At 52.8% G+C, this 14,652-nt stretch carries 13 protein-coding genes and 1 tRNA gene; 6 read left to right on the forward strand and 8 right to left on the reverse strand.

What is annotated here, in order from left to right; all coding sequences use genetic code 11:
- Positions 1–1,128 (forward strand): outer membrane protein assembly factor BamC, encoded by a 1,128-nt coding sequence (bamC, locus tag HMPREF2954_RS08085; protein ID WP_045072862.1) that lies wholly within the window; start codon positions 1–3, stop codon positions 1,126–1,128.
- Between the two features lie 293 nt (positions 1,129–1,421).
- Positions 1,422–2,228: a DUF4198 domain-containing protein gene (locus HMPREF2954_RS08090; protein WP_045072863.1), complete on the forward strand. Its 807-nt coding sequence runs from the start codon at positions 1,422–1,424 to the stop codon at positions 2,226–2,228.
- Between the two features lie 94 nt (positions 2,229–2,322).
- On the opposite strand, the gene HMPREF2954_RS08095 is transcribed toward HMPREF2954_RS08090, so the two are convergent.
- Entirely contained in the window at positions 2,323–2,883 is a 561-nt protein-coding gene (locus HMPREF2954_RS08095; protein WP_045072864.1) for a pseudouridine synthase, read from the reverse strand.
- A 165-nt stretch (positions 2,884–3,048) separates the two neighbouring features.
- On the opposite strand from HMPREF2954_RS08095, the gene HMPREF2954_RS08100 reads away from it, so the two are divergent.
- Positions 3,049–3,141: transfer RNA gene (locus tag HMPREF2954_RS08100), tRNA-Ser, on the forward strand.
- 257 nt (positions 3,142–3,398) lie between these two features.
- Here HMPREF2954_RS08100 and HMPREF2954_RS08105 read toward each other — a convergent pair.
- A complete protein-coding gene (locus tag HMPREF2954_RS08105) occupies positions 3,399–5,246 on the reverse strand; it encodes a lytic transglycosylase domain-containing protein (RefSeq protein ID WP_045072865.1) in 1,848 nt (615 codons plus the stop codon).
- A gap of 169 nt (positions 5,247–5,415) precedes the next feature.
- Entirely contained in the window at positions 5,416–5,976 is a 561-nt protein-coding gene (locus tag HMPREF2954_RS08110) for an adenine phosphoribosyltransferase (RefSeq protein WP_009311093.1), read from the reverse strand.
- Between the two features lie 152 nt (positions 5,977–6,128).
- Here HMPREF2954_RS08110 and gmk point away from each other — a divergent pair, with 152 nt between their 5' ends.
- From gmk to HMPREF2954_RS08125, 3 genes are all read left to right on the forward strand, one after another.
- Positions 6,129–6,746 (forward strand): guanylate kinase, encoded by a 618-nt coding sequence (gene gmk / locus HMPREF2954_RS08115; RefSeq protein ID WP_009312424.1) that lies wholly within the window; start codon positions 6,129–6,131, stop codon positions 6,744–6,746.
- Positions 6,747–6,805: 59 nt separating this feature from the next.
- The gene (rpoZ, locus tag HMPREF2954_RS08120) at positions 6,806–7,012 is read left to right on the forward strand and encodes a DNA-directed RNA polymerase subunit omega (RefSeq protein ID WP_003740638.1); all 207 of its coding nucleotides are present in this window, start codon (positions 6,806–6,808) and stop codon (positions 7,010–7,012) included.
- Between the two features lie 108 nt (positions 7,013–7,120).
- Positions 7,121–9,277: a RelA/SpoT family protein gene (locus HMPREF2954_RS08125; protein WP_045072866.1), complete on the forward strand. Its 2,157-nt coding sequence runs from the start codon at positions 7,121–7,123 to the stop codon at positions 9,275–9,277.
- 101 nt (positions 9,278–9,378) lie between these two features.
- Here the strand turns inward: HMPREF2954_RS08125 and HMPREF2954_RS08130 are convergent, their stop codons facing one another.
- The 5 genes from HMPREF2954_RS08130 to HMPREF2954_RS08150 form a co-directional block, all read right to left on the reverse strand.
- A complete protein-coding gene (locus HMPREF2954_RS08130; protein WP_070442856.1) occupies positions 9,379–10,359 on the reverse strand; it encodes a PhoH family protein in 981 nt (326 codons plus the stop codon).
- A gap of 68 nt (positions 10,360–10,427) precedes the next feature.
- Positions 10,428–12,101: an AMP-binding protein gene (locus HMPREF2954_RS08135; RefSeq protein WP_045072868.1), complete on the reverse strand. Its 1,674-nt coding sequence runs from the start codon at positions 12,099–12,101 to the stop codon at positions 10,428–10,430.
- 105 nt (positions 12,102–12,206) lie between these two features.
- Positions 12,207–13,310: a tRNA 2-thiouridine(34) synthase MnmA gene (gene mnmA, locus HMPREF2954_RS08140; RefSeq protein WP_045072869.1), complete on the reverse strand. Its 1,104-nt coding sequence runs from the start codon at positions 13,308–13,310 to the stop codon at positions 12,207–12,209.
- A gap of 201 nt (positions 13,311–13,511) precedes the next feature.
- Entirely contained in the window at positions 13,512–13,991 is a 480-nt protein-coding gene (locus HMPREF2954_RS08145; RefSeq protein WP_045072870.1) for a copper chaperone PCu(A)C, read from the reverse strand.
- Positions 13,992–14,184: 193 nt separating this feature from the next.
- Positions 14,185–14,577 (reverse strand): diacylglycerol kinase, encoded by a 393-nt coding sequence (locus tag HMPREF2954_RS08150; RefSeq protein WP_045072871.1) that lies wholly within the window; start codon positions 14,575–14,577, stop codon positions 14,185–14,187.
- Between the last annotated feature and the right edge of the window lie 75 nt (positions 14,578–14,652).

The raw sequence follows: 14,652 nt of genomic DNA on the forward strand, positions 1-14,652 counted from the left end.
ATGACCTATATGAAACCTGTCGTCGTAGCAATCGCCCTGATCAGCATGACTGCCTGTTCGGGCAACAAAAAAGACCTGCCTAAGCTGGACTACCAAACCCAGACACGCAAAATCGTCAAATTAGAAGTACCGCCTGATTTGAACAACCCCGATCAAGGCAACCTCTATCAAGTACCCGCAGGCAGCGGTGCCGTCCGTGCCAGCGACCTGAGCCGCCGCACATCGGCAACCCAACAAGCCGCCAACTCCGAAGTCCTCAAATCCGTCAAAGGCGTCCGTTTGGAACGCGACGGGAACCAACGCTGGGTTGAAGTTCAAGGCAAATCCCCAGCCGAGATTTGGCCTTTACTGAAAGCATTCTGGCAAGAAAACGGTTTCGACATCAAATCCGAAGAACCCGGCATCGGTCAAATGGAAACCGAATGGGCTGAAAACCGCGCCAAAATCCCGCAAGACGGTTTGCGCCGCCTCTTGGACAAAGTCGGCTTGGGCGGCATCTATTCCACCAGCGAGCGCGATAAATTCATCATCCGCATCGAACAAGGCAGAAACGGCACAACCGACGTCTTTTTCGCCCACAAAGGCATGAAAGAAGTTTACGCAGACAAAAACAAAGATACAACCACTTGGCAGCCTGCCGCCAACGATCCAAATCTTGAAGCTGCCTTTCTCGCACGCTTCATGCAATACTTGGGCGTCGATCAGCAACAAGCCGAAAATGCGCTGTCCCAAAGCGTCGCCAAACGCAGCAGCAACGAATTGGCGCGAATCGACGGCAACACCCTGCTCGTCTCCGGCGACTACGGCCGCAACTGGCGCCGTACCGCGCTCGCCCTCGACCGCATCGGCTTGAATGTCTTGGGTCAAAACATCGAACGCCACGCTTTCTTGGTTCAACAGGCGCCTAACGAAAGCGAAGCCGTTTCCACGAAAAAACCGGGCTTCTTCGGCCGTATGCTGGGCAAAGGCAAAAAAGTTGAGAAACCGGCCGCCTACCCCGAGATCATCGTATTCGTCGAGCCTGTTAACGGCGGTTCGCGAATCCGCCTTCTCAACAAAGATGGCAGCGCGTACAACGGCAGCGATGCCTCTACACTCCTCAGCCGCCTGCATACAGAACTGCGCTAATCCGCTTCTCAAAAAACCTCCTGTACGCAGGAGGTTTTTGTGCTTATCAAAAGCGACAAGCAAAATAAAGTTATTTCAAAAATAGATCTGTCAATTTATTGATTCAATTTAAAAATGAGTACACCATATTACTTCTAAAGCCGGTTAACGCTTAAACATCGGCTAAGCGAAAGGTCGTCTGAAAACAGAAATCCTGTTTTCAGACGACCTTTTTTTCATGAAACCGTTTTGTTATAAATAAAATTGTTATATTATAACCAATCAAATTTCTACCCGATACATTTGGAGAACCCATGAAAAAAACCGCATTGTTCATCGCATCCGCACTCCTGTTCAGCACAACCGCCCAAGCACACCGCGTCTGGGTCGAAACCGCCCATACACACGGCGGCGAATACCTGCAAGCCGAATTGGGCTACGGCGAGTTCCCCGAACTCGAACCTATCGCCAAAGACCGCCTGCACATTTTCAGCAAGCCCATGCAGCTGATTACCGAAAAAGGCAAAGAAAATCTGATTCAAAAAGGGACGTACAACTACCAGTACCGCAGCAAACTCCCTGTCAAAGACGGCAGCTACCTCGTTACCGCCGAATACCAACCGACCTTCTGGTCCAAAAACAGCGCAGGCTGGAAACAGGCGAGCATCAAAGAAATGCCTGACGTCAGCTATTGCGAACAAACCCGAATGTTCGGTAAAAACATCGTCAACGTCGGACACGAAAGCGCAGACACCGCCGTCATCACCAAGCAAGTCGGACAACATCTGGAAATCGTTCCGTTGGACAACCCCGCCAACGTCCACGTCGGCGAACGCTTCAAAGTCCGCGTCCTTTTCAACGGCGAACCGCTGCCGAACGCCACCGTTACCGCCACATTTGACGGTTTCGACACCAGCGACCGCAGCAAAACCCACAAAACCGAAGCCCAAGCCTTCTCCGATACTACGGACGACAAAGGCGAAGTCAGCATCATCCCCCTGCGTCAAGGCTTCTGGAAAGCCAGCGTAGAACACAAAGCCGATTTCCCCGATCAAAGCGTGTGCCAAAAACAGGCGAACTACACCACCATGACCTTCCAAATCGGTCATACGCATCATTAATATCCAATAACAAAGGTCGTCTGAAAACCGTATTGCAGGGGTTTCAGACGACCTTTCTCTTTATCAGCCAATTAATTTAATAAACAGCCATTCATCAAGGCTTATGCGGCGCAAACGTCCATTGCCCAAGCGCCAAGCCCAAATCAAACAGGTTCAGACGACCTATCGCCACCCTGACCAAACGCAGACAGGGAAAACCCGCCTTAGCCGTCATCCGCCTGACCTGCCGGTTTTTCCCTTCCGAAATCCGAATTTCCACCCAAAAATCAGGTACAGATTTACGCACGCGGATAGGCGGCACGCGCGGCCACAAAACATCCGCTTCGCCCGCTTCCAATACGCGGACCTTTGCAGGACGCGTGACAAAATCCCCCAAATCCACCCCGCGCCGCAGCATATCCAGCTTCGCTTCGTCAGGCGAACCTTCCACCTGCGCCCAATAAGTTTTCTCCAGTTTAAACCTAGGATCCGCAATCCACGCCTGCAAACGCCCGTCGTTTGTCAGCAGCAGCAAACCCTCGCTGTCCGTATCCAAGCGTCCCGCCGGATAAAAGTCCGGCAGCACCACATAATCTTTCAAACACCCATACTTTTCATGCGTCGAAAACTGGCAAATCACGCCATAAGGCTTGTTCAATACGATTAAATCATTCATTTTTATCACATCCTGAAACCAAGCATGAATTGTACCAGCCGTCGCATACGGGCTACAATTTCACGCTTCTTTATATTTTATACAAATGATTTCATACGGTTAAAAAATACCCTGAAGCCCAGCTTGACACGCCCGAGTCAAACCAGTATATTACGCACTTCCTTAGGAGTAATGGCTGAGAGGCTGAAGGCACTTCCCTGCTAAGGAAGCATGTGGGGTCAACCTGCATCGAGGGTTCGAATCCCTCTTACTCCGCCACCATACGAAAACCCGTCAATTATCCGACGGGTTTTCTTTATTTCCCCATGAAACAAAAAGCAGTCATATCACCCCACGCAATCGGGGCTAAGAACAACAGATAGCAAGTAGCTCATCCTAACCGAATATTCCTGCGATAAACTCCTTGTCAGACCCGGTTTATATAAAAGGTCGTCTGAAAATACATTTTCAGACGACCTTTTTCAAGTTTGGCTTCCGTATCTGTCAAACAATCCGATCGGATACAGCCGCGTCAATCAATAACGGCCCGGAACGGTTCCCATACGCTGTTTCAGCGAGGTTTGCGGTTCGTTGAACAGGGATGCGTAGAAGGTCGCATTGGTCATGACTTTTTTGACGTAGTCGCGCGTTTCGGTGAAGGGGATGGTTTCGGCGTAAATCGCGCCTTCCAGAGGCGTAGAAGCCTGCCAGTTGCGGGCGCGGCCGGGGCCGGCGTTGTAGCCTGCGGTTGCCATCACTTCGTTGTTTTGCAGGCGGCGTTTGGCATCTGCCATGTACCATGTACCCATGCGGATGTTGCCGTCCATGGTGTAGAGTTCGCTGCTGCTCATGCCGATTTTGCCGGCGATTTCGCGGGCGGTGGCGGGCATAACCTGCATCAGGCCTTGCGCGCCGACGCTGGATTGCGCGCCCATGACAAAGCGGCTTTCTTGACGGATCAGGCCGTAAACCCAAGCGGGATCAATGCCTGCTTGCGAGGCGTAGCGGACGGCAGTCTCTTTAAACGGAGAGAGGTAGCGCAGGTTGTAGTTGAGTTTGCGCTCGGTCCGGTCGGCGCTGTTGATCGCCATGTCGTAGAACTGGTTTTCAAAGGCGACTTGCGCGGCAGTCAGGAGGTTGTCTTCGTTGAAGTCGCGGGTGGCGAAACGCCATTCTGCCTGCGCCTGACGGCGCATTTTGGCATCGTTGCTGCTTTGGCTGTTTTTAAACAGAACCAGCGCGCGTTTGATGGCGCCGTCGTCTGCCATGCGGCGGACGTCTTTTTTATCGGCATCGGAAACGTTGTTTTTGGTATTGATGCGGCGGCCGAGTTCTTCACCTGCTAAGACGGCGTAGAAATTGCGTCCGCTTGCGGCAGCTTTTTCGTACATTTCTTTAGCACGGCTTTGGTTGCCTTGTGCGGCGTAGCTGCGGCCCAGCCAGTATTGCCAAGTCGGGTCTTTTTGCAGGTTGTCGGGCATTTGTTGGATGATGCCGGACAATTCGTTCCAGCGTTGCAGGCGTAGGGCGGCGCGGGCGTACCACTCGAATTGCTCGTCGGTCAGTTGTTTGCGGTCGGAAACGCGGCCGTAGTAGCTCAACGCGGTCGACATGTTTTGGTTTTGCGCGTGGTGATGTCCCAATACACCCCATGCGAAGCTGCTTTGCTCGCGGCTCAAATCGGATTCCATGCTGGAAAGCGTAGAAGCTGCGGAAGAGGATTTGCGCGCGTCTTTGCCGATGACGTTCAAAAGGCTGTATTCGCGCGCACCTTGTGTGCCGCCTTCAAACGGGCTGCCCAATGCGGCGGCTAAGTTGCGTGCATCGGTGGTTTGGCTGTTGCTCAACAATCCGCGTACGCGGCGCCATGCGTCGTTGCTGTTCAGACGACCTGCCGATGCCGCGCTTTCGATCAAACGGGTACAACCCGCAGGCAGCTTGTTGGTAACGCGCACAAGCTCTGCCGCCATGTTGTAGCTGCCGCTGCTCAGTTCAGCATAGCATTGCACTTCCTGTACCCGGCCCGCCGCATTCAGCTTTTTGTTTTCTTGGCGGAACACATCCCATTGTCCGCGCGCGCCGAGGCTTTTGAGCCATTCGTTGCGGACGGTTTCAGCCATCGCGCTGTCGCCCGCCTGCGCCAAGAATTGTTGCACCCACATATCGTCGCCGCGTTTGGCAGCGTCCAGCGCGCCTTGATATTGACCGTAATCGGACAATACTTTGGATTCGCCTTCGGCGCGGCGGGCGGGGATGGAAGCGGGTTCGGTCAGGGAAGAGCCGGGCTCTTTGGATGAAGTCGCGTCGTTTTCGGAGGCACACGCCGACAAAATCGCGGCGGCAATCAGGCTGAGCGAGAGGGAAAATATGCGTTGTGCGTTCATTACTTGCCGTATCTTTATTAGAATCAATTAGAACCGTATTCTAAACGATTTGGCGGCATTATCCGAATCTGAAACCGATATTTACATTAACCGCGTAATCAGGGACAACAAAAGGTCGTCTGAAAAGCGGAATGGCTGTTTCAGACGACCTTTGAGGCATGGGCAAAGTTTACATGCAGCCTTCGTTTTGCAGCAGGGTAAACAGGGGAACGCCGTTTTCGCGGATTTTGCTGCCGCCGATCAAGTCCGTAAATTCCAAAATCGCCGCCGCTTCAACAACTTCGCCGCCGAGTTTGCGGATTAATTCCACGCCTGCGAGCATGGTGCCGCCGGTTGCGACCAGGTCATCGACCAGCAGCACGCGCGCGCCGGGTTTGACCGCGTCTTTGTGGATTTCGACCGTCGCTTCGCCGTATTCCAGCGCGTAGCTTTGCGAAATCGTATCAAAAGGCAGCTTGCCCTTTTTGCGGATGGGGACGAAGCCGACGTTCAACTGATATGCCAACGCCGCGCCGATGATGAAGCCGCGTGCGTCCAAGCCTGCCACGACATCGATTTTCTGACCCATATAGCGATAGACCAGCAAGTCCACCAAAAGGCGGAAATATTCCGCGCTTTGAAGCACCGGTGTAATGTCGTGAAATAAAATGCCTTTTTGCGGCCAGTTTTCGATTTTGCGGATTTTGTCCGCCAATGCGGCGACGCCCATCGCCTCAGGATGAACCAACATTTTGCGTGTTCCCAAATGAAAAGTTTTTAACACGATATTGTAGCCGTCAGCCCGTCGGTTGCCAAATCCATCGGGGCTGAAAGGTCGTCTGAACATGAAATTACACGCCCCGTATGCTACAATCAACAGATAATCCCATCGGTACCGACATCATGAAACCCCATAAAAAAGGCAATATTTTCATCATTTCCGCCGCTTCCGGCACGGGCAAGACCACGCTGGTTTCCCGTCTTTTGAAAAACAACGCCGATTTGCGCGTCTCTGTATCGCACACCACCCGCCAGCCGCGCGAAGGCGAGCAGCACGGCGTACATTATCATTTTGTTCCCAAAGAGGAATTTGAGTCTTTAATCAAACAAAAAGCCTTCCTCGAACACGCAAACGTTTTCGGCAATTATTACGGAACCAGCATTGCAGGGGTCAATTCCCTTAGCGAAGAGGGTTACGATGTGATTTTGGAAATTGACGTGCAAGGCGCGGCGCAGGTACGCAAATCCCTGCCCGAAGCGAGCAGCATCTTCATCCTGCCGCCTTCGTTCGAAGTCCTTGCCGAACGCCTTATCGGGCGCGGCACCGACAGCGAGGAAGTCATCCAAACCCGCCTCTCCAAAGCGCGTCACGAAATCGAACAATCCGTCCTGTTTGACTATATCGTCGTCAACGATGATTTGGACAGGGCAGAAGCCGATTTGCTCCACATCATCAAAGCAGGTCGTCTGAAAAAATCTTCCCAGCAAGGATTTATCTCAAACCTGTTGGAAAATTCCTGAAAAACAGCGAAAATACGCATTTACATTCCATCACAAATTAATAGAAAGAAAGCAAACAAATGGCCCGTATCACCACTGAAGACTGCACAGGCAAAATCCCCAATCATTTCGACCTGACCCTCGTCGCCGCCCGCCGCGCGCGCCAGCTTGAAAACGGCAACGCCCCTATGGTTGACGACATCCGCAACAACAAACCGACCGTTACCGCCCTGCGCGAAATCGCCGCCGGTCAAATCGGTACCGAACTGCTGACCCGCAACAAATAATACCGGCAGGCAAAACCTGCCCAACCGCCGCGCGGATTGTATCGGCGCGACATCCGACCGATACAGTCTGACGGCTCAAAACAAAACACACACCGAAGGCCGTCTGAAATGCCCGCCCCCCAGCCTACTGCCCCCTACGACGCGCTGACTGCCGAAGCACGCGAACTTTTGTTCCGCACCGCCTCCTATCTCAGCCCATCCGAACAGGCCGAGCTTGAAAAAGCCGTAGCCTACGCCTTTCACGCCCATGACGGACAAACCCGTAAAAGCGGCGAACCCTACATTACCCACCCCCTTGCCGTCGCCACGCAACTTGCATTGTGGCACATGGACATACAAGGCTTGTGCGCGGGCGTGATGCACGACGTACTCGAAGACACGGGCGTATCCAAAATCGAAATGGCGGCAGAATTCGGCGAAACCATCTCCGAGATGGTGGACGGGCTTTCCAAACTCGAAAAACTCAAATTTGAAGATCATGCCGAGCATCAGGCGGAAAGTTTCCGCAAGCTCATCCTCGCCATGACCAAAGACGTGCGCGTGATCGTCGTCAAACTCGCCGACCGCCTGCACAATATGCGCACGCTCGGCTCCATGCGTCCCGACAAACGCCGCCGCATCGCCAAAGAAACCCTCGAAATCTACGCCCAAATCGCCAACCGCATCGGCTTGAACAACGCCTACCAAGAGCTTCAGGATTTATCGTTTCAAAACCTCCACCCGAACCGCTACGAAACCCTTAAAAAAGCGATGGACAACAGCCGCAAAAACCGCCGCGACGTCGTCGGTAAAGTTTTGCGCGCCTTCAGTCAGCGTTTGGTCGGCGCGAACATCGAAGCCAAAATCAAAGGTCGGGAAAAAAACCTGTACAGCATCCATCAAAAAATGTTGGCAAAAAAATTGCGCTTTGCCGAAGTCATGGACATTTACGGCTTCCGCGTCATCGTCAATAGCATTCCCGCGTGTTACGCCGCACTGGGCGCGCTGCACAATCTCTATCAGCCCAAACCCGGCCGCTTCAAAGACTATATCGCCATCCCGAAAAGCAACGGCTACCAAAGCCTGCACACGACCCTGGTCGGCCCATACGGCTTGCCCATTGAAGTCCAAATCCGCACGCGCGAAATGGATGCCGTAGCCGAAGGCGGCATCGCCGGTCACTGGATATACAAATCCGGCGAAAACACCGTCGATCAAGCCGTCCTCCATACCAACCAATGGCTCAAAAACATCCTCGATTTGCAAGCCAGCAGCGCGAACGCCATCGAATTCCTCGAACACGTCAAAGTCGACCTGTTCCCCAACGAAGTCTATATCCTGACACCCAAAGGCAAAATCCTCACCCTGCCTAAAGGATCGACGCCCATAGACTTCGCCTACGCCGTTCACACCGACATCGGCCACAAAACCGTCGCCGCCCGCATCAACAACACCATGATGCCCCTGCGCACCAAACTCAAAACCGGCGATTCCGTTGAAATCATCACATCCGAACACGCCAAGCCCAATCCGGCATGGCTGAATTTCACCGTTTCCAGCCGTGCGCGCAGCGCCATCCGCCAATACGTCAAAAACCTCAACCGTCACGACGCCATCATCCTCGGCGAAAACCTCCTGCAAAAAGCCCTGTCCAGCCTGTTGCCCAAAGACGTATTGCTTTCAGACGACCTCAAAGAAAAATACCTCGCCGACCTCAACGACAAACAAACCTCGTTTGAAGAAGTCCTCTACAACGTCGGCATGGGGCATACCCTGCCCGTGTACGTCGCCATGCACATCGCCGAACTGGCAGGGCAGCACTTCGGCAGCGAAGTCAAACTCAGCCCCATCAAAGTCAACGACCAAGAAACCGGCCGCATCCATTTTGCCGAATGTTGCCACCCCGTCCCGGGCGATTCCGTCCGCGCCCTTTTGGTCAAAGACAAAGGCATGATTATCCACCGCGATACCTGTCCGACCCTGCTCAAATCCGACCCCGAACAGCAGCTTGATGCGAACTGGGAAGGCATAGGCAGCCATACCTACCGCACCGGACTCAGTATCCAATCCGAAGACGCCCACGGCCTGCTCGCCCTTATGGCGCAAGCCATCTCTAACTCTGGCGCGGATATCGAGTCCGTCGAAACCCCCAACAAAGCGCTGGCAGGTACGGAAGGCTTTGTCGAATTCAAGTTCATCATTAAAGTGAAGGACTTGGCGCAAATCAACCAAATTATTCACAACCTGCACGCCATTCCCCAAGTGCGCAAAGTGGTTCGAAGCTAACGGGACGGTATCGATTTAAATTGAATCTGCTCTAAAACATAAAAAGGTCGTCTGAAAACCCGTATTTCAGGTTTTCAGACGACCTTTTTAAACCTCATCGTTTACCGTTCGGCGGCGCTGCTTCTTTCGGCTTGCTCTTCTGCCGCTTCATACGCTTCCACAATTTTCTGAACCAGCGGATGGCGGACGACGTCTTCGCTGGTGAAGGTGTGGAAATACAGCCCTTCTACGTCGCGCAGTTTTTCGCGGGCGTCTTTCAAGCCGGATTTGATGTTGCGCGGGAGGTCGATTTGGCTGATGTCGCCGGTAATAACGGCTTTTGCGCCGAAGCCGATGCGGGTCAGAAACATTTTCATCTGTTCGGGCGTGGTGTTTTGCGCTTCGTCCAGAATCACATACGCGCCGTTGAGCGTGCGGCCGCGCATGTAGGCGAGCGGGGCGATTTCAATCAGGCCTTTTTCCATCAGTTTGGTCACGCGGTCGAAGCCCATCAGATCGTAGAGCGCGTCGTAGAGCGGGCGCAGGTAGGGGTCGACTTTTTGCGCCAAGTCGCCGGGCAGGAAGCCGAGTTTTTCGCCTGCTTCGACGGCGGGGCGGACAAGGACGATGCGTTCGATTTGGTGTTTTTCCATGGCATCGACGGCTGCGGCGACGGCGAGATAGGTTTTGCCCGTACCCGCGGGGCCCAACCCGAAGACGACGTCGTGGTTTAACAAGGCGCGGATGTAGCCGTTTTGGCGCGGGGTGCGCCCACCTATACTGCCGCGTTTGGTGCGGAAATAATATTGTTGGTCGTGATGCTTTTCTTCGTGTTTGTTGTCAGCGGTTTTGGCTTCGACGGCGGCGAGGCGGATGGCGTTGTCGTCCAGATCACCTTGTTCGGCGGCTTCGGCGAGCGCGAGCAAGGCGCGGCGGCCGGCGTGGGCGAGTTCGCCCATGAAGGTGAAGTGTTCGAAGCGGCGGCTGATTTGGATATCGAGGGCTTTGCCCAGTGCTTCGAGGTTGCCGTCGAGCGCGCCGCAGAGGCGTTGGAGGACGGTGTTGTCGATGTCTTCAAATTGAAGATGGACGGTATGGGTCATATCTTGTTTCCATGATGATTAAAGGTCGTCTGAAAGGTGCGGGATGCTTTTCAGACGACCTTTCGGTGTTATTTGTTTTGCGCTTGTTCGCGAAGCTCGCGGCGCAGGATTTTGCCGACGTTGGACTTGGGCAATTCGTCGCGGAACTCGATGTCTTTCGGCACTTTATAAGCTGTCAGCTCGGTACGGCAGAATTCGATGAGTTCTTCTTTGGTCAGGCTCGGGTCTTTTTTGACGACGAAGACTTTGAGGGCTTCGCCTGTTTTTTCGTTGGGCACGCCGATACAGGCGACTTCCATGACTTTATCGTTGTGTGAAATAACTTCTTCGATTTCGTTCGGATAAACGTTGAAACCGGAAACGACGATGAGGTCTTTTTTGCGGTCAACCAGTTTCAGCCAGCCTTTTTCGTCCATCACGGCGATGTCGCCGGTTTCCAAAAAGCCGCGCGCATCTATGGTTTTGGCGGTTTCTTCGGGACGGTTCCAATAGCCTTTCATCACTTGCGGGCCGCGCACCCAAAGTTCGCCCGGCTGTCCGACGCCGACTTCTTTACCGTCCGCATCGCGCAATTCGACTTCGGTGGAGGGAACGGGCAATCCGATGCCGCCGCTGTACGCTTCGATATTGAGCGGGTTGCAGCACACGCCGGGACTGGCTTCGGTCAGGCCGTAGGCTTCGACGATGGGCGTACCGGTAATTTTTTTCCATTTTTCGGCGACGGCTTTTTGAGTCGCCATGCCGCCGCCCAAAGTCAGGCGCAGATTGGAGAAATCGACGGCGGCGAAATCGGGTTGGTTGACCATTCCGTTAAACAAGGTGTTCACGCCGATGAAGACGCTGATGCGCTCTTTTTTGAGTTCGCCGATAAAGCCTTTCATATCGCGCGGGTTGGTAATCAGGATGATTTTGGAACCGGCGTTGGTAAAAATCATCAGGTTCACCGTCAGGGCGAAGATGTGGTAAAGCGGCAACGCGGCGATGACGGTTTCTTTGCCTTCGCGCAGTTGGTTTTTAATCCATTCTTTCGCCTGAAGCATATTGGCGCAGATGTTGCCGTGGCTGAGGATTGCGCCTTTTGCCACACCGGTCGTGCCGCCCGTGTATTGCAACAGCGCGGTATCTTCGCGGGTCAGGGTAACGGGGCGGAAGGTATGCGCTGCACCTTCTTTCAGGGTCGTCTGAAAAGGGATGGCGCCGGAAATACGGTATTCGGGCACCATTTTTTTGATTTTGCGCAGCACGAAATTCATCAGCGTGCCTTTGAAGAAGCCGAACATTTCTCCGACAGAGGCGACGATGACGTGTTTGATTTGCGTGCGCGGCAGCACCAGCTCCAACGTGTTGGCAAAATTTTCCAAAACGATGATGGTGGTCGCGCCGCTGTCTTTCAACTGATGTTCCAGCTCGCGCGGGGTGTAGAGCGGGTTGGTGTTTACCGCCACCAGCCCCGCCTGCAGGATGCCGAAAAGCGCAATCGGGTATTGCAGCAGGTTGGGCAGCATAACCGCCACGCGCTCGCCGCGCGGCAGCTTCAGGACGTTTTGCAGATAGGAGGCGAAATTTTCCGCCAGCTTGCCGACTTCGGCGTAAGTGAGCGTTTTGCCCATGTTTTGAAACGCGGGTTGATGCGCGAATTTTTCAACGCTTTGACGGAATACGTCGCTGATAGAGCTGTATTGCGTGATGTCGATTTCGGCATTGACGCCTTGTTCGTAGCTGTTGAGCCAGAGTTTTTCCATATAAATAATCTTATTTCGTTGGTTTTATGGTTGTCTTGAGGTCGTCTGAAAAGGCGGGAGCAAACCTGCCGCAGTAGTTTTCAGACGACCTTTTGTTTTTTTTAATCAAGCGGTAATAATGACGGGCTTGTCGGTAGACATGATAATGCCGCCGCCCAAGCAGACATCGCCGTCGTACAGTACGGCGGATTGACCGGGCGTTACCGCCCATTGCGGTTCATCGAACACAAGCTCGACCGTGTCATCATCGAGATAACGCAATTCGCAGGGCGCATCCGCCATGCGGTAGCGGGTTTTGCAGGTGTAGCGCCCTTCTTTCGGGCGTGCGGGCAGGGTGAAACTCAAATCGTTCATGATGAGGCTGCGGGTATAGAGCAGCGGATGGTCATGACCTTGTACGACGATGAGTTCGTTTTTTGTCAAATCCTTCGCAGCGACAAACCACGGCTCGCCCGCGCCGCCGATGCCCAATCCTTTGCGCTGTCCGAGCGTGTAGAACATCAGTCCGACGTGTTCACCGACGGTTTTGCCTTCGGGCGTCACCATTTTGCCGTTGTTGGTCGGCAGGTATTTTTGCAGGAACTCGCGAAACGGACGTTCGCCGATGAAGCAGATGCCGGTACTGTCTTTTTTGGCGGCCGTCGGCAAATTGAATTCGGTGGCAAGGCGGCGGACTTCAGGTTTTTCCAAACCGCCCAACGGAAAAATCGCGCGCTCGAGTTGGAAAGGCTTGAGGCGGTAGAGGAAATAGCTTTGGTCTTTATTTTGATCCAAACCTTTAAGCAGATAATGAGTGCCGTTGCGGACTTCTTTGCGCGCATAATGCCCTGTGGCAATGGTATCCGCGCCCTGCTCTATGGCATAGTCCAAAAAGCATTTGAATTTGATTTCGGCGTTACACAACACATCCGGATTCGGCGTGCGTCCCGCGCTGTATTCCTTGAGAAAATAGGCGAATACGTTGTCTTTGTATTGGGCGGCAAAATTGACGATGTCGATGTCTATGCCGATAATGTCGGCGACGGCAATGGCATCGAAAGAGTCTTGCTTGATGCTGCAATATTCGTCATTGTCGTCGTCCTCCCAGTTTTGCATAAACACACCGCGCACTTGATAACCCTGCTGTTTGAGCAAGGCGGCGGTTACAGAGGAATCAACACCGCCGGAGAGTCCGACGATGATGTTTGAAGGTTGTTGAGTAATGTCCATAAAGAGGATATGGGTAGGAAACAGCGGTTTTTAAAGGCGGATTTTAGCACATTTTGATGAAGGGATAAGGAAGGCCCTAAAAGAGGAATGGCGTTCTGATGAATTTCATATTGCAAGTAATGATTGAATTTGCCCAACCCAAATAACAAAAAGGTCGTCTGAAAATGTTCAGACGACCTTTTGAGTTCAAACGATGAACAATTAGTGTTGATGCGCGCCACCGTGGTCATGGCCATGGCTGTGGTCCATACCAGATTGCGGTGCGGTTTTCACTTCCAGTTGTACGGTTTGAGGTTTGGCATTTTTGAATTTCAGGGTAACAGGTACTTTTTCGCCTTCTTTCAGCGGTTTTTTCAGACCCATGAACATAACGTGGTAGCTGCCCGGTTTCAGCTCGGTTACGCCTTTTGCCGCCAGCGGAACACCACCTTTGACTTCGCGCATGCGCATCACGCCGTTGTCGTTGACATGGGTATGCACTTCAACACGGTCGGCTACTGGGCTGCTGCCGCCGACCAAGAAGTCTTGTTTGGCTTCATCGTTGTGGATCTTCATGAACGCGCCGCCCATTTTCATGCCTTCGACGGTGGCACGCGCCCAACCGTCTTCAACGTGAACACCGGCTGCGGAAGCGGTGGATACCAAACCTGCTGCGATCAGGGTTGCCAATAATTTTTTCATGTATTGCTCCTTTATGATGAAATGGGTGGTTTTGTTGCGGCAAAAGCTTTCCGCGCGACATTGCATGTCGGTAATACTGTTCTTATCCTACATGCAATGGTCGTCTGAATGCTTTGACTCAGATTAAACAAAATGATTCAAATTAATTCATGAGAATTATTACTTAGTAAGTATAAATCATCTCAAAGTAAATTTAAACATACCCGCGCCACAATGCAATCGCCCACACGATACCCAACATCGTCAAAGCGAGCAATTGCGCAGCGGAGCCGGCATCTTTGGCACGTTTTGCCAATTCGTGTTTTTCGGTGGAAGTGTGGTCAACGGCGGCTTCAACGGCGGTGTTGAACAATTCGGTAATCAGCGAAACAAACGACGCAATAATCAGCAGCATTTTGGTCGCGGAGTCGAAATTGAGGATGAAGGTCAAGACAATCAAAATCAGGTTCAGCCACAATACTTGGCGGAACGCGCTTTCATAGCGGTAGGCGGCGGCAATCCCGTCTTTGGAATAGCCGAATGCGTTGACGATGCGTTTGATGCCGCTTTTGCCTTTTTTATCGGCAGCGTAAGAAGATGGTTTCATAAGTAATGTTTGTATCAATATTTATATTTGTAAAAAGAGGCCGTCTGAAAACGAGCGCAGCGAGTTTCGCTAAAA

The sequence above is a fragment of the Neisseria sp. HMSC067H09 genome (assembly GCF_001814135.1).
Lineage (GTDB): Bacteria > Pseudomonadota > Gammaproteobacteria > Burkholderiales > Neisseriaceae > Neisseria.

Bases quoted from the DNA above. Each gene is read 5' to 3' on its own strand.
- bamC (WP_045072862.1), top strand. From the start codon at position 1: ATGACCTATATGAAACCTGTCGTCGTAGCAATCGCCCTGATCAGCATG.
- HMPREF2954_RS08090 (WP_045072863.1), top strand. From the start codon at position 1,422: ATGAAAAAAACCGCATTGTTCATCGCATCCGCACTCCTGTTCAGCACA.
- HMPREF2954_RS08095 (WP_045072864.1), bottom strand. From the start codon at position 2,883: ATGAATGATTTAATCGTATTGAACAAGCCTTATGGCGTGATTTGCCAG.
- HMPREF2954_RS08105 (WP_045072865.1), bottom strand. From the start codon at position 5,246: ATGAACGCACAACGCATATTTTCCCTCTCGCTCAGCCTGATTGCCGCC.
- HMPREF2954_RS08110 (WP_009311093.1), bottom strand. From the start codon at position 5,976: ATGTTGGTTCATCCTGAGGCGATGGGCGTCGCCGCATTGGCGGACAAA.
- gmk (WP_009312424.1), top strand. From the start codon at position 6,129: ATGAAACCCCATAAAAAAGGCAATATTTTCATCATTTCCGCCGCTTCC.
- rpoZ (WP_003740638.1), top strand. From the start codon at position 6,806: ATGGCCCGTATCACCACTGAAGACTGCACAGGCAAAATCCCCAATCAT.
- HMPREF2954_RS08125 (WP_045072866.1), top strand. From the start codon at position 7,121: ATGCCCGCCCCCCAGCCTACTGCCCCCTACGACGCGCTGACTGCCGAA.
- HMPREF2954_RS08130 (WP_070442856.1), bottom strand. From the start codon at position 10,359: ATGACCCATACCGTCCATCTTCAATTTGAAGACATCGACAACACCGTC.
- HMPREF2954_RS08135 (WP_045072868.1), bottom strand. From the start codon at position 12,101: ATGGAAAAACTCTGGCTCAACAGCTACGAACAAGGCGTCAATGCCGAA.
- mnmA (WP_045072869.1), bottom strand. From the start codon at position 13,310: ATGGACATTACTCAACAACCTTCAAACATCATCGTCGGACTCTCCGGC.
- HMPREF2954_RS08145 (WP_045072870.1), bottom strand. From the start codon at position 13,991: ATGAAAAAATTATTGGCAACCCTGATCGCAGCAGGTTTGGTATCCACC.
- HMPREF2954_RS08150 (WP_045072871.1), bottom strand. From the start codon at position 14,577: ATGAAACCATCTTCTTACGCTGCCGATAAAAAAGGCAAAAGCGGCATC.